At 51.4% G+C, this 14,988-nt stretch carries 12 protein-coding genes and 1 pseudogene; 1 reads left to right on the forward strand and 12 read right to left on the reverse strand.

Annotated elements, in window-relative coordinates:
• Positions 1-201: 201 nt before the first annotated feature.
• From CBP31_RS12135 to leuS, 11 genes and pseudogenes are all read right to left on the reverse strand, one after another.
• A complete protein-coding gene (locus CBP31_RS12135; protein WP_087037647.1) occupies positions 202-1,389 on the reverse strand; it encodes a serine hydrolase in 1,188 nt (395 codons plus the stop codon).
• Positions 1,390-1,508: 119 nt separating this feature from the next.
• Entirely contained in the window at positions 1,509-2,564 is a 1,056-nt protein-coding gene (locus CBP31_RS12140) for a septal ring lytic transglycosylase RlpA family protein (RefSeq protein ID WP_151898807.1), read from the reverse strand.
• The gene (mltB, locus tag CBP31_RS12145; RefSeq protein WP_087037651.1) at positions 2,542-3,519 is read right to left on the reverse strand and encodes a lytic murein transglycosylase B; all 978 of its coding nucleotides are present in this window, start codon (positions 3,517-3,519) and stop codon (positions 2,542-2,544) included. Before mltB ends, CBP31_RS12140 begins: the two co-directional genes overlap by 23 nt.
• 12 nt (positions 3,520-3,531) lie before the next feature.
• Positions 3,532-4,637, reverse strand: a pseudogene (gene rodA, locus CBP31_RS15910) (rod shape-determining protein RodA).
• Entirely contained in the window at positions 4,637-6,532 is a 1,896-nt protein-coding gene (gene mrdA / locus CBP31_RS12155) for a penicillin-binding protein 2 (protein WP_087037653.1), read from the reverse strand. The pseudogene rodA and the gene mrdA overlap by 1 nt, the downstream one beginning before the upstream one ends.
• Before the next feature lie 2 nt (positions 6,533-6,534).
• Complete coding sequence (gene rlmH, locus CBP31_RS12160; protein ID WP_087037655.1) at positions 6,535-7,005, reverse strand: 23S rRNA (pseudouridine(1915)-N(3))-methyltransferase RlmH; 471 nt, start codon at positions 7,003-7,005, stop codon at positions 6,535-6,537.
• Positions 7,005-7,346 (reverse strand): ribosome silencing factor, encoded by a 342-nt coding sequence (gene rsfS, locus CBP31_RS12165; RefSeq protein ID WP_087037657.1) that lies wholly within the window; start codon positions 7,344-7,346, stop codon positions 7,005-7,007. Before rsfS ends, rlmH begins: the two co-directional genes overlap by 1 nt.
• A gap of 34 nt (positions 7,347-7,380) precedes the next feature.
• Complete coding sequence (nadD, locus tag CBP31_RS12170; RefSeq protein WP_087037659.1) at positions 7,381-8,031, reverse strand: nicotinate-nucleotide adenylyltransferase; 651 nt, start codon at positions 8,029-8,031, stop codon at positions 7,381-7,383.
• Between the two features lie 170 nt (positions 8,032-8,201).
• Positions 8,202-9,224, reverse strand: coding sequence for a DNA polymerase III subunit delta (gene holA / locus CBP31_RS12175; protein ID WP_087037661.1), 1,023 nt, complete (start codon positions 9,222-9,224; stop codon positions 8,202-8,204).
• Positions 9,224-9,709, reverse strand: coding sequence for an LPS-assembly lipoprotein LptE (locus CBP31_RS12180; protein ID WP_087037663.1), 486 nt, complete (start codon positions 9,707-9,709; stop codon positions 9,224-9,226). Before CBP31_RS12180 ends, holA begins: the two co-directional genes overlap by 1 nt.
• Before the next feature lie 132 nt (positions 9,710-9,841).
• Positions 9,842-12,436 carry a leucine--tRNA ligase gene (gene leuS / locus CBP31_RS12185; RefSeq protein WP_087037665.1) on the reverse strand — a complete coding sequence of 865 codons (2,595 nt, stop codon included), beginning with the start codon at positions 12,434-12,436 and terminating at the stop codon, positions 9,842-9,844.
• Positions 12,437-12,559: 123 nt separating this feature from the next.
• On the opposite strand from leuS, the gene CBP31_RS12190 reads away from it, so the two are divergent.
• Positions 12,560-13,045 (forward strand): zinc ribbon-containing protein, encoded by a 486-nt coding sequence (locus tag CBP31_RS12190; protein WP_087037666.1) that lies wholly within the window; start codon positions 12,560-12,562, stop codon positions 13,043-13,045.
• A gap of 392 nt (positions 13,046-13,437) precedes the next feature.
• On the opposite strand, the gene lnt is transcribed toward CBP31_RS12190, so the two are convergent.
• Positions 13,438-14,988 carry an apolipoprotein N-acyltransferase gene (gene lnt, locus CBP31_RS12195; protein ID WP_087037668.1) on the reverse strand — a complete coding sequence of 517 codons (1,551 nt, stop codon included), beginning with the start codon at positions 14,986-14,988 and terminating at the stop codon, positions 13,438-13,440.

Here is a 14,988-nt window from a genome sequence, read left to right on the forward strand (position 1 = left end):
ATAACCTTCACAACGTGCAGTAGATTAGGGGGGCGATAAAGGATGTCGTCACTTTTATAACCCAAGTCACATTTTTACCATAAAATGCTGGCTTCTTAAACCGACAACTTATGTGGTCTCTGTATTTGGTGTAATAAGCCCAACCCATAAAAAAGCCGAAAGGCGCGGCTTTCGGCTTTAATTTACTTTTATAGCAGCAGCTTAACTAAATAAATCTTTAACAAACAGTTTTACGTAGTCGATCATGCGGCTAAAAAAGCCACCTTTCTCTACATCTTCCAGTGACACCAAAGGTAAGTCGGCGACGTCTTTGCCGTCTAACTTAAGGTGCAAGGTGCCTACGCGCTCGCCCTTAGCTAAGGGTGCGCGCAACGATTTATCCAAAGTGAAATCGGCTTGCAAGTCTTTGGCTTGGCCGCGCGGTATGGTCACAGACACGGCTTGGTCTACGCCTAACTGAACGCTGCTTTTATCACCCAACAAAATGGCTTGATCCATCAGCTTGGTGCCCGCTGCATAAGGGGTCACGGTTTGGAAAAAGCGAAAGCCGTAGGTTAACAGTTTCTTACTTTCTGCAGCGCGAGAACGCTCACTGGTGGCACCAATGACGACGGCAATTAAGCGCATGTCTTCTTGAGTGGCAGAAGAGACTAAGTTATAGCCGACTGCGTCTACGTGGCCGGTTTTAATGCCGTCTACGTTTAATGACTTATCCCACAACAGTGAATTACGGTTGTGCTGGGTGATGCCGTTATAGACGAAGGATTTTTCAGAATAAATTTTATATTCTTCTGGCACATCGCGGATCAAGGCTTGACCCAACAGGGCCATGTCGTTGGCCGTGGTATACATGGCATCAGAGTGCAGACCGTGGGGCGTAACAAAGTGGCTGTTTTTCATGCCTAAGCGTGCAGCCCACGCGTTCATTAGGTCTGCAAAGGAGTTAACGCTGCCCGCCAAGTGCTCGGCCACTGCTACAGTGGCGTCGTTACCGGACTGAATAATAATGCCGCGGTTCAGCGCTTCGATGCTGACTTCTTTGCCTACTTCTAAAAACATCACCGAAGAGCCGGGGAAATTCTGTGCCCAAGCCGCTTCGCTGATGGTCACCATGTCTTCGTTTTTGACCTTACCTTCTTTCAGCGCTTGCGCCAAAATGTAGGAGGTCATCATCTTAGTTAAACTGGCCGGTGGCAGTTTTTCATCGGCATTTTCAGAGACCAGCACTTGGCCGCTGGCGTAATCCATTAATACATAAGACTTAGCTGCAATCGCCGGTGCCTCGGGGATCATGGGCGCCACACTGGGTGGAGATAGAATTTGTGCCTGGCTCGAAACAGAAACCGTGGCGGCCAGTAATAAAGTAGCAAGAGGAGTGAGCATGCGCATAACGTCTGTGAGAACCCTATCTGTGTTGGCCAAAAAGCCGGTGTTTGTAAAAACTAAAAGTGAGTTAAAAGCCCAAAGCTAAGCTAAAGGCTAAAAATTTCAGTTAACAGGCTCAGGGCTTAATTTATAAAATAAGCTTGAGCGTATCCTTGAGCGACCAGTTTACTTAAGGTCGCTTGTGTTTTATTACCCGGAATGGGACCCATTTGTAAGCGATACCATTCGGATTGGCGCTCCACACGCGCCGGAAAGCCATACTCTTTGCTCAATTTAGCGGCCAGCTCTTTGGCTTTATCCGGTGAGCGAGTCGCCATTAATTGTATGTGCTTGGCATTGGCGCTACCCGCCTGCGGAGCCTGTACTACTTGCGTACTGACCACCGGCTTACTGCTGGCAACCTGACTTTTTACTTGAGTCGGGGCAGTTTTCGCGATGCTGGTACCTTCGGCTTTAGTGCCATACAGTTGATTACCACTAACGGGCCTGCCATTAAGCACATTACCACCGCCGTTTTGGGCCAAACGGACTTCTTTACCGTTCGGCGCCATTTTAATCAGCTCCACTTTCACCGAAGCCGTACCGGTGGCCAACATGCCGAGCTTATAAGCGGCGGCGTAGGATAAGTCAATCACGCGGCCTTCGTGAAAGGGCCCGCGGTCGTTAACCCGTACCACTACTTGCTTGCCGTTTTCTTTATTGGTGACGCGCACAAACGAGGGCAGCGGCAAGTTTTTATGGGCAGCTGTCATGGTGTACATATCGTACACCTCGCCGTTTGAGGTATTAAAGCCATGAAACTTGGCGCCATACCAAGAAGCTAAGCCTTCATCTCGATAATTTTGTACGTCTTGCCAGACCTCGTAGTCTTGGCCCCACACATTGTAATTCTTATTGCCGCCACGCGTATAGGGCTCATAGCGGGGCACGGCGTCTTTTACATGATCGAGCTTAGGCGCATCTTCCGGTGGCACATCTTGGCGCAAGCTATAGCGTCCGCCGGCGGTTTCTTTATGCCAGCGGGCGTCTCTGACTTCACCTTTAGCCGAGCCTTTGCTGTGAGCGCCATGCTTTTTCTGCTCCGCTTTTTCTATCGGCGACTCAGAGCTAGAGCTGCAGGCTGTCAGCACCAGCACGCTTAATGGCAACAGCGCTTTATAAAGATTTTTCATAGGCATTTTTGAGCTGCTCACTCAGTTGATAAACCGCCATGGCGTACAAAGGACTGCGATTATAACGGGTTATCACATAAAAGTTATGTCTCACTACCCAGTATTCGGGGCCGTCGACGCCATCTAGCTTAATTAGCTTAACAGGTGTCTGGGCATCCAGCTCTGAATCAATAACGATACCGGCGGCCACAAACTCAGCCCAGTTGTGATTAATCTCAAGGGTGGACTCGATTAACGCATCTGCCGCTGCCACATTGGCCGCATTCACTGTGGCGGGATACGCCACGTCTTCGCCTAAGTGCCAGTCATGTTCGTAAAAGTAATTGCCTACGCTGCCCACGGCGTCGTCAGCCACAAATAAGTTGCGCACGCCATCAGAGTCCGCATCAATCGCATAGTGGCGATAGCTTGAAGAAATAAACTGGCCCATGCCCATGGCACCGGCATAAGAGCCTTTTTGGCTATCTAAATCCCAGCCTTGTTCTTTGGCCAGTGCTAAATAATGGCCAAACTCCGAGCGGAAGAACTCGCCACGAGGCGGGTAATGAAAGCCCAAGGTATAAAGCGCATCTAACACTTTATAGCTGCCCATATTGGCGCCATAGGAGGTTTCTACGCCAATAATGGCGGTGATGATCTCAGCGGGTACTTTTGAGGTTGCAACGGCTTGGTCTAGCAGCTCTTTATGATCGTGCCAAAACTTTACGCCATCATTAATGCGCTTCTCGGTTAAGAAGATCGGGCGATATTGGCTCCAGGGCTTAGCTTCAGCAGGGCGGGTCATGGCGTCGATAATTGACTGCTGATAAGTGGCTTGGCCAAGGGCGGCGTTCAGCTCGCTGGCGGGTATTTCAAATTTGCTGGCCAGTTGGTCAATCCAGGCCGCTTGTTCTGGGTTGGTGTCTTGTGCCATGGCTGCGGGAGTCAGCAAGAGAGCCGCGGAAAGAAGAGCAAAACGCATTCTATAATCCTTTTATTTCGCCAATAGGCGTTTATGAGTATGCACGGACATTAAGATGCCAAAGCCGGCCATCAGCGTCACCATAGAAGTGCCGCCGTAGCTGATCAGCGGTAAAGGCACACCGACTACGGGTAACAAACCGCTGACCATGCCGATATTAACGAACACATAGACAAAGAAGGTCAGGGTGATGGCGCCGGCCACCAGCCGCGGAAAAGCGCCTTGTGCTTGCATGGAAATATACAGGCCACGCCAAATAATGAAGAGGTATAACAGCACCAGTAAACAAACGCCAATTAAGCCGAACTCTTCGGCGAGCACCGCAAAGATAAAATCCGTATGGCGCTCGGGCAAAAACTCCAGCTGAGATTGAGTACCTTGCAGCCAGCCCTTGCCCCATAAGCCGCCGGAGCCGATAGCAATTTTAGACTGAATGATATGATAACCGGCACCCAGCGGATCCGACTCCGGATTAAGCAGAGTCAAAACTCGTCGCTTTTGGTAATCGTGCATCAAGAAAAACCACAGCGGCGGGATAAAAGCGCCCACCGCCACCACGGCCGCAAGAATGAGGCGCCAAGATAACCCGGCTAAAAAAATAACAAAAAAGCCCGAGGCTGCTACCAATAAAGAGGTGCCTAGATCGGGCTGGCGCGCAATAAGCAAGGTCGGCACCATCACCATGGCCAGCGCTAAAAATACCCGCAGCAGGCTAGGGGCAGGGGATAGCGACTAATATAAGTGGCGATCATCATTGGCATCACCAGCTTCATTATTTCTGAGGGCTGAAAGCGAATACTGCCAAATTCCAGCCAGCGCTGGGCGCCTTTACCCACATCGCCCACCAGCATCACTAATATCAGCAAGACTACGCCAAAAATAAACACCGGCGGCGACCAACGGGCATAAAAACTGGGCGGCAATTGCCCCACCGCCAACATGATCACCAGCGATAAGCCGATGCGCATGCCTTGGCGTAATAGGTCGTCGGCGTCTTCACCTGAGGCCGAGTATAAAATTACCAAGCTGGCGCTTAATAAGCTCAGCAGGGCCAAAAATAATGGCCAGTCTAGGTGCAATATATCCCCTAACCGGCGGCGCTCATGATGTTTACCCATTAATCTTGCTCCTCACTGCTCTCATCACCGATCACCGGCTCTTTATCGGGGAGCATATATAAGTCGAGTAATGAGCGGGCCACGGGAGCGGCGTGAGTACTGCCGCCGCCGATGTTTTCTAATACCACAGACACCACTACCTCAGGCTTTTCATAAGGGGCGTAGGCCACAAACAGTGCGTTATCACGTAAATGTTCTTTGGTGGAGGCATGATCATATTGTTGGTTTTCGGCCAAGCTAAATACTTGCGCGGTGCCGGACTTGCCCGCCGCCGTATAAGGGGTGTCGGCAAAGGCGCGCCGCGCCGTGCCTTCTCGGCCATTGATTACCCTGTGCATGCCGGACAAGGCCACATTCCAGTAGCTGTCGTGTTTAACCACGATCGGCTCGCCTTTACTAATGGGCATGGCAATCATGCCCTCTGGGGTGCCAATGCCGTGTAACAATCTGGGATGTATGGTTTCACCGTGATCCACCAAAATAGTGGTGGCGCGGGCCAATTGCAGCGGGGTAGCCGACCAGTAGCCTTGGCCAATGCCCACCGAAATGGTGTCGCCTTGATACCAAGCTTGCTTATGACGGCTGCGTTTCCAATCCCGCGAAGGCATGGTGCCGTTAGCTTCTTCGTGCAGATCTATGCCTGAAAACTGGCCAAAGCCAAATTGGGTCATGTAATCGTGCATGGTGTCGATACCGGCTTTGTAGGCCAAGTCATAGAAAAATGTATCGGCAGAAATTTCGATGGCGCGGTACACATCCATCCAGCCATGGCCCCAGCGGCGCCAGTCGCGAAATTTATGTTTGGTATTAGGGATTTGAAAGAAAGGTCCACCAAAGAAACGGGTATTCGGTGTAAACACGCCTTCGTTTAAGCCCATCACCGCCAACATAGGTTTCACGGTAGATGCCGGCGCATAAATACCTTGGCTGGCGCGATTGATCAGCGGTCGGTCTGGGTTATTCAGCAGCTCGCGATATTCAGGGCCACTGATGCCATGCACGAAAAGATTAGGATCGTAACTGGGGCTGGAGATTAACGCTAAAATCTTGCCGTCTTGCGGCGTCATGATCACGGCGGCACCGCGCCTATTACCCATCAGCTTTTGTGCTTTTTGCTGCAGCGCCACGTCTACGTTCAAATAAATATCATTCCCCGGGATCGGTGGCTGATACTTAAGGGTGCGGATCACGCGACCTCGGTTGTTCACTTCCACTTCTTGATAGCCGGTTTGGCCATGCAACATGTCTTCGTAATAACGCTCTACGCCAAGCTTGCCAATGTCATGAGTGGAGGCGTAGTTGGCGAATTTGTTATCGGCTTTTAGGCGCGCCACGTCTTTATCGTTAATGCGTGCCACATAGCCAATCACATGGGTAAAGGTATCGCGATAGGGGTAAAAACGCTTTAGATAGGCTTCAATAGCAGCACCGGGGAATTTATGCTGGTTAATGCTAAAGCGCGCCACTTGAGCTTCATCGAGGCGGTTAACCAGTACTACGGGGGTAAAGCGTCGTTGGCGACGCACTTCGGTGAGGAAGCGATCTTTGACTGCTGGATCCAGCTCAAGTAACGCAATCAATTGATCGACGTTTTGCTCTAGATCGGGGGCTTGTTCGGGCGTAATTTCTAGGCTGTAAATGGGCCGGTTTTCTGCCAATAACACACCGTTGCGATCGTAGATAAGACCACGGGTGGGGGGCACTGGCACCACTTTAATGCGGTTATCGTTAGAGCGGGTTTGGTAGCTTTGATGTTGCGTAATTTGCAGATGATAGAGATTGGCGAGTAACACGCCCATCAATACCATAATGCCGACAAAGGCAATGACGGCACGGCGCCAGTACAAAGAGGACTCGGCGCCATGATCGCGCATCTTTACCTGCGACTTTGCCATGCTTATTCTCGGTGGTAGGGGTGGTTGTTATTAACGCTCCACGCGCGATACAGACTTTCGGCTGCAATTACTCGTACCAAGGGATGGGGCAGGGTCAAGGTGGATAAAGACCAAGATTGTTCGGCGGCGGCTTTACACGCCGGCGACAAGCCTTCGGGCCCACCAATTAAAATCGCCACATCACGCCCGTCCATTTGCCAGCGTTCAAGCTCACCGGCTAATTGGGGCGTTGTCCAGGGTCGGCCAGGAATATCCAAGGTCACGATGCGAGCAGACTTAGACACAGCCGCCAGCATTTGCTCCCCTTCACGCTGTAAAATACGCTCAATATCGGCGTTTTTACCCCGTTTACCGGCGCTAATTTCGATGAGCTCCAAAGGTAAGTCTCGAGGAAAACGGCGTTGGTATTCCTGAAAACCGGTGGTGACCCAAGCAGGCATTTTTGTACCCACCGCCACCAGTTGTATTTTCATTAGGCGCTCGCTCCTACTGTTGGGCCGCCCCACAGTTTTTCGAGCTCATATAAATTACGGGTTTCGTCTTGCATCACGTGAATGATGATGTCACCTAAGTCGACCAATACCCACTCGCCGGTGTCTTTGCCTTGCATGCTCAATACAGTGAGATTGGCTTGCTTGGCATCCATAACAACACGCTCAGCAATGGCGTTCACATGGCGGCTAGAAGTACCTGTGCATACGATCATGCAGTCGGTAATGGTGGACTTGCCAACAACGTCTAATACTTGGATGTCTTGGGCTTTGCTATCGTCGAGCTTATCAACAATAAAATCGTACAGTTCTTTACCTTGCAAGGGGTGCGCTCCTCAATAAAATTATGACGGCGGATTATAACACGGGCAATTGATAGAGTCCCTTGTCTCGAATGTAGTTGAGCACGGGTTCTGGCAACAAATATTGCGGATTGTTCCCCTCTTTTACACAATTGCGAATGTGTGTCGAAGAAATGTCCAATTGTGGATTATCAAACAGGTAAATACAGCCGCTTACTTGGCGGCTCAGTTGCTTAGCATCTGAGGTGGCGTGAGCCTTGACCAAAGCACTAATATTGGCATTAAAATCCGGTTGCCAGCCGGGTCTGTGGCTCACCACTAAATGCGCATAATCAAGCAACTGTTGCCAGCCATGCCATTGATCTAGCTGGCATAATGAATCCATGCCCATTAAAAAGCACAGCGGCGTATCTGGCAGCTCGGCGCGCAGCTCTTTAAGGGTATCCAACGTATAAGAAGGGCGATCGCGCTTAAGCTCGCGCTCATCTACCACCAGCCCAGTTGTTTGGCTGGCGGCCAATTGCACCATGGCTAAGCGATGCTCAGGTGAGCTGTCCGGCGTGGCTTTATGGGGCGGAATATAATTGGGAATTAAGCGCACTTCACTCAAATTTAATCGCTCAAGTAGAGCGATAGCCGGGCGCAAATGACCCACATGAATCGGATCAAAGGTGCCACCCAATAAACCGATAGCCTTTTGTATCATGTGACTTCCTTAACGTGAGGGGGTAAAGCTGCGCCCAGCTTGTTTTTTGCCGTCATCCTGACGCACGTCAGGATCTCGTTTTGGTCCTGATATAAAACTAAACAAGATACCGGGGCAAGCCCGGTATGACGGTATAAGTTAGCTGGGCGCTTGGTGCTGGGCACTCGGCGCTATGGTGCCACAAGCATCTTCTTTCCATCGAGAAAGCCCACGCAGATGCTGTATAGCCAGCGCCAGGCTTCGTCGTCATCAAAGCTGGCTACGGCTACGTCTGCGGCGGCCAGCATGCTTTGCAGTTGCTGCAGTTTGGCCAACGGCAAACGATTAAGCGCGCTTTGCACCAAGTTTTGGCGACTTGACCAAATACGCAGCTCTGAGGCAAGTTGTGAAAACGACTGGCCGGCGCTTAAGCCTAATTGCATCTGCAACAGCGCGTTGAGCTCGCGGGCCAATAAGTGACACAGCATGCCCGCATCTATGCCCTCGCTGCGCAGCTGCAATAAAATCCGACAGCCCCGTTTTACCTTGCCCTCAAGCAGCGGGTCAAACAGCTGAAACGGATTAAATTGATGATGGGGCTGCACTTGTTCTTGTAGCAGTGCCAAGGTGAGCGGCTGTGGTAGGTTTTGTAATACCAGCTTTTCTATCTCACCACTGAGCGCTAACAAGTTGCCCTCAAAAGCAAAGGCTAACCACCGCACCCCTTCGGCTTCCACCTGTAAGCCGTTTTGTTGCAGGCGTTGGCTTAACCAGCGCGCAAAGTGCGGGCCTTCGGGGGTTGCCACCGGAATAACGGGACCTGCATTACTGAGCGCGGTAAACCAAGCGCCTTTTTGCTGTTGCTGATTGAGCTTAGGGCCGGTGATCAGCAGCAATAAATCCGGATGACATTGTTTAAGTAATTCGCGCAGCCGCTCGGAAGCGGTTTTATCTAGCTTCTCGGGCAGCTGCAGTTCAATAATTTGGCGTTGACTAAATAAGCTTAATGACTGACTGGCAGCAAATATTTCGTCCCAATCCAGCCCTTGGTCTGCATCAAAGCGCAGTCGCTCGTCAAAGCCTTGGCCGCGTGCGGTATGGCGCAACAAGTCCAGTGCTTCTTGTTTAAGCAGCGGCTCGTCGCCATAAATAAAATAGCAGGGCGCGAGCCCTGCTTTAAGATGTTGTGCCAGTTTTTCTGGATACAAACGCATTAGAACGACAAACGGTTCAGCTGGCGGACAATTTGCTCGGCCGCTTCCCGCTCCATTTGTTCATGCAATTGTTTTTGCTCTCGGCTTGAGGCCAGCGCCTGGGCTGACTTATCAAGAAAGCTGCGGTTAAAGGTGACGTTAAACACTTGGCGCGACTCGTCCGGCATATCCAGCGTAAAGCGGGTGCCAAAACGGCTCGCGTATTCCAATGCCGCCACTTGGCTGTTAACCGAGGCCACGGTATTGCTCAAACCCACCCCAGTAATGCTCAAGATAGGCGCACCAGAGCCCGGTGACACCAGCTCGGCACCGGCGCGTTGTAAGCGTGCTGCCACTAACCGATAAAACTGGCTCTTGTCGTCGCCCACTAAGGCAAGTTGGCGTAACTCAGGTGCTAAGTTTTCGCCGCCTCTGAGTTGAAAACCACAACCGACTAGCAGCAAGGTCAGCAATACTAAGGCCGTGGCTTTAATCGATGTGAACATGAAGATTCCTCAAAGAAAGCACCAAGCGCCATGCGCCGAGCACCAAGCTAAAACTAAACCGAGCACCTTAATATACATGGGCGCTCGGTTTGTCTTACAGCGTATAGCTTAAAGCGTACCGCTGTTCGTTAATCAGTTAGCCACAATATTCAGCAGCTTGCCGGGGATGTAAATCACCTTGCGCACGGTTTTATCCGTTAAGTGACGAGACACGTTTTCATCCGCTTGAGCAATGGCGCTCACCGCGTCTTGGTCTGCATCGGCGGCCACGGTAATTTTACCGCGTACCTTACCGTTCACTTGCACTACGACCAATTTTTCGTCTTCCACTAACGCTTGGGCATCAACTACAGGCCAAGGTGCATGGTCGATATCTTGCTGGCCCAATGCTTGCCACAACTCAAAGCAAGTGTGGGGGATAATCGGGTGCAGCATCACGGTAATAGCCACCAGCGCTTCTTGTAAAAGAGCACGGTTTTGCGCGTCTGAGGTATCAACTTTAGTCAGCTTGTTCATCAGCTCCATCACAGCGGCAATGGCGGTGTTAAAGGTCTGACGACGGCCGATATCATCGCTCACTTTGGCAATGGTCTTGTGCACGTCACGGCGCAGTGCTTTTTGCTCACCGCTTAAGCTGGCGATATCAAGCTCAGCCACTGATCCCAGTGCTTGATGTTCAAACACTAAACGCCATAAGCGTTTAATAAAGCGCTGGGCGCCTTCTACACCTGAGTCTGACCATTCCAGCGTCATATCCGCAGGAGCGGCAAACATCATAAACAAACGCACGGTGTCGGCGCCGTATTTATCAATCATGGTCTGCGGGTCGATACCGTTGTTCTTCGACTTAGACATCTTGGTCATGCCGGTATGAACCAGCTCGTGACCCTCTGAGTCCAGTGCCTTTTGAATACGGCCTTTTTCATCGCGCTCAAGCTTTACGTCTAATGGGCTAACCCAAGTACGTGCGCCTTTTTCATCGGTGTGGTAGAAAGCATCCGCCAATACCATGCCTTGGCACAATAAACGCTTGAACGGCTCGTCAGAAGTCACAAGACCGGTGTCGCGCAGCAACTTATGGAAGAAGCGGGCGTACAACAGGTGCATACAGGCGTGTTCGATACCGCCGATATATTGATCCACCGGCAACCAGTAGTTGGCCTTTTCTGGATCTAACATGCCTTTATCGTAATCTGGGCTGCAATAGCGCGCGTAATACCAAGACGACTCCATAAAGGTGTCGAAGGTATCGGTTTCGCGCAGTGCAGGCTGACCGTTATAGGTGGTTTTCGCCCACTCAGGATCCGCCTTGATGGGGCTTTGAATGCCGTCCATTACTACGTCTTCTGGCAGTATCACTGGCAAGTCTGCCTCTGGCACGCCCACTACTGAGCCGTCTTCCAGGGTCAACATCGGGATCGGCGCACCCCAATAGCGCTGGCGGCTCACGCCCCAGTCACGCAGGCGGTAATTCACCGTACGTTGCCCAAGTTTTTTCTCGATTAAGGTATCGGCAATCGCATCGAAGGCCGCTTGAAACTCCAAACCATCAAACTGCTCGGAGTTAAATAACACGCCTTGCTCGGTAAAGGCCTCCACGCTGATATCAAGCTCGGTGCCATCAGCTGGCTTAATAACAGGGATAATATCCAAGCCATATTGGTTGGCAAATTCAAAGTCGCGCTCATCGTGAGCAGGTACTGACATTACAGCACCTGAGCCGTAATCCATCAGTACGAAGTTGGCGACCCAAATCGGCACTCGCTTGCCGGTTAATGGGTGCTCGGCGTACAGGCCAGTCGCCATGCCTTTTTTGTCCATGGTGGCCATGTCGGCTTCGGCCACTTTGCTGTTGTGCTTACACTCGTCAACAAAGGCACTCAGCGCTGGGTTATTAGCCGCAGCTTGAGCGGCCAGCGGGTGACCGGCAGCGATGCCCACATAAGTCACACCAAATAAGGTATCGGGACGGGTGGTGTACACATCAAACGACTGGTCTTGCTCGCTTGTTTGGTCAGCTACGGCGAAGGTTAAGGTCACGCCTTCGCTGCGGCCAATCCAGTTGCGCTGCATGGCTTTAACTTGCTCTGGCCACTCGTCCAGATTATCCAGCTCGCTCAGCAGCTCGTCTGCATAATCGGTGATCTTAATAAACCACTGGGGGATTTCTTTGCGCTCAACCGGTGAGTCACAACGCCAGCAACAGCCGTCGTTTACCTGCTCGTTGGCCAGTACGGTTTCATCGTTAGGACACCAGTTAACCGATGACGTCTTCTTGTACACCAAGCCTTGGTCATACAATTTAGTGAAGAACCACTGCTCCCAACGGTAATATTCTGGGTCACAGGTGGCAAACTCGCGATTCCAGTCATAACCAAAGCCCAAACGCTTGAGCTGGTTTTTCATGTAGTCGATATTTTCGTAAGTCCAAGGCGCAGGGGAGGTCTTGTTATTGATGGCCGCGTTCTCGGCAGGCAGGCCAAATGCGTCCCAACCTATGGGCTGCATAACATTTTTACCTTGCAGGCGTTGATAGCGCGAGATAACGTCACCTATGGTGTAGTTACGTACATGCCCCATGTGCAGTCGGCCGGAGGGATAAGGAAACATGGAGAGGCAGTAGAACTTCTCTTTATCTGCTTGTTCGGTGGCCTTAAAGGTCTGCTGGTCTGCCCACAAGCCTTGTACTTTGGGCTCAATGTTTTGGGGAATGTATTGCTCTTGCATTAGTGACATCCGGATCTGAGAAATGGGTGATAAACCACGGCGATATATCGACATAGAATACCCTAGGGGGGAAAGGCAACAATAGCCGCCCCTTAGTGCTGACTATCTTAAGGGAGAATGCGCATGGATAACCAAGATCATAAAAAGAAAAAAGGTTATGACGAGTTTGTGGCTGAGTTACAAAAACGTTGGCAAGAAAGCGACAATGTCAGTATTAAAGAGCTGGTCAATACCACGCACGCCTACATGGAAGCAGTCAGTGATCTGACCAAAGATGAATTAGCGCTGATTGCCGAATACGTGAAACGCGACTTAGTGGAGTTAGAAGACAGCGGCGATGAGTTTCGAGATAGTCTTTATTATCGACGCATCAAAGAAACGGTCTGGGGCTGGTTGTCGGATATTACCGATAAAAGCCAGCTGGAATGGCACGAGCTGGCCACTGAGTTAAAACAACACGGTGAGTACCAAGCCGGCGACGTAGTCGGCCCCGGCCGCTTTGACTGCACCTTATGCGCCCACTCCCACGAAGTGACGCACCCAGAAGTGCTGACCACATGTTTAGAGTGCAACCACAGCCACTTTATCCGCCGACCGTTGGCGGTTTAACAGACAGCGCCGAGCACCAAGCGCCCCAGCTAAAAAAGAGCGAGTGAGGGGGACAACACCGAACTTGCAGGCTCGGTGATTGTTTTTAAGCAGGGCGCTGTTACCTAAATATTGCACGAATGTAGAAGCCGCTTAAGCTGGCTGGTGGCGCGCAGCGGCACGCTAAACGTCGAACATCAGAGCGTGTACAAATGTAGTCCGGATATTTGGGATTAGCGCATTTTTTAGTTTTGTTACACAAAACCGGCCGGCTAAAGGCGGCCTCTACGAGGTCGGGTATTTTTGTTAAAACCGCAATATCTGTTTTTTTACAGTTAAAAAAAACGCCGCATCATGTGATGCGGCGTTTTTGTATCTCACTGGGCGCTTGATGCTTAGCGCCGGGCGCTGCGTTAGCTTCTGGCTCTATTTCTCAGGTTTTGTTGAGCGGCTAACCGTTGTTGGCGGCCGTAAAACTGGCGGCGGCCTTGGGTGATGCCCACCAGTCCACTGATCAGTAACCACGCTAGCAACGGCATGCTGCCAAAGCGGGCATAAGGGGTGAGGCCCGTCATGCCGGTGACGTTGGCTTGTAACACGCCGGTCTCAAACTGCGGCAAGCTGGCGGTGATCTGGCCTTTTTCATCCGTGACCAGCGTAACCCCATTATTGGTGGCACGAATTAACGGTCGACCTAGCTCAAGGGCGCGCATGCGGGCAATTTCTTGATGCTGCCAAGGACCAATTGATTGACCAAACCAAGTATCGTTAGACACGGTCAACAGATAATCTGTGTTTGGTTTCATGTTGGCGCGCACTAAACCGGGGAAGGCCACTTCATAACAAATAGCCACGCTGAGCTGTTGACCGGCTGCGGTTAAGTCCGGCTGATTTGCCTTGCCGCGCGCAAAAGACGACATCGGCAAGTTAAAAAACGGCGCTATAGGGCGCAACAAGTCGCCAAATGGCACAAACTCGCCCACCGGTACTAGGTGCTGCTTGTAATAACGATTGCTGTGTTCCATCTCATAAGGAACCGCATTCTTTCCTAGCGTGATCACAGAGTTATACATATCGCCTGAGCTGGGCTCGGACACTAAACCGGTGATCAAGCTTTGGCCACGATCGCGCATCATCAGATCCACTTGCTCTAACCAAGGTGCCAATTGTTGCTCTGTACTGGGCAAAGCGGACTCAGGCCAGATCACCACATCGGCATCGCGCTCTGGCAAAGTAAGGCTAATATAGCGTTCTAAGCTTTGCTCTAATTGCCCCGGGATCCACTTTAGCGATTGCTCAATATTACCCTGTACCAAAGCAAAGCGGCTTTCTTGAGTGGGGGTGACCCATTGTACAAAGTTGCTGCTAAAGGCGAGGCCCCACAGCGCGATGGCGGCCACACCCGGCCACCAAGTAGGGCGGCGTTGTAGCAATAACCAAGCGGTAGCGGCAGTAAAGGTCAGCAACCAGCTGATGCCTTGTACACCCATAATGGGTGCCAAGCCTGCCAGTGGGCCTTCTAATTGACTGTAACCAAACCATAACCAAGGAAAGCCGGTCATTACCCAGCCCCGTAACCAGTCGGCGGCTATCAGCAAGGCGGGTAACACTAATAGCACCCGCCAAGTACGAGAGGGCACTAAGCGTTGGGCCAGCCAAATGGCGGCAGCCGTGTACAAACTTAAATACGCCGCTAACAGCGCCACCAGCAAGAAGGCCGCCCATAATGGCATGCCCCCAAAAATGGTCATGCTGTTATGGATCCACCATAAGCCAACTAAATAAAAACCCATGGCCCAGATAAAGCTGCGGCGCGCGGCCTTGCCGGGGCTTAGTGTTTGGGTGCTGGCGTATAAGCCAAATAAAGATACCAGTGCTAACGGCCAGTAACCGAAAGGGCTAAAGGCGTAAACGCCAAGAGCCCCGCTCAGCAGGGCCCCAAGGCTAGATAAAAAGTGGCGCAC

This window comes from Oceanisphaera profunda, from assembly GCF_002157895.1.
Classification (GTDB): Bacteria; Pseudomonadota; Gammaproteobacteria; order Enterobacterales; family Aeromonadaceae; genus Oceanimonas; species Oceanimonas profunda.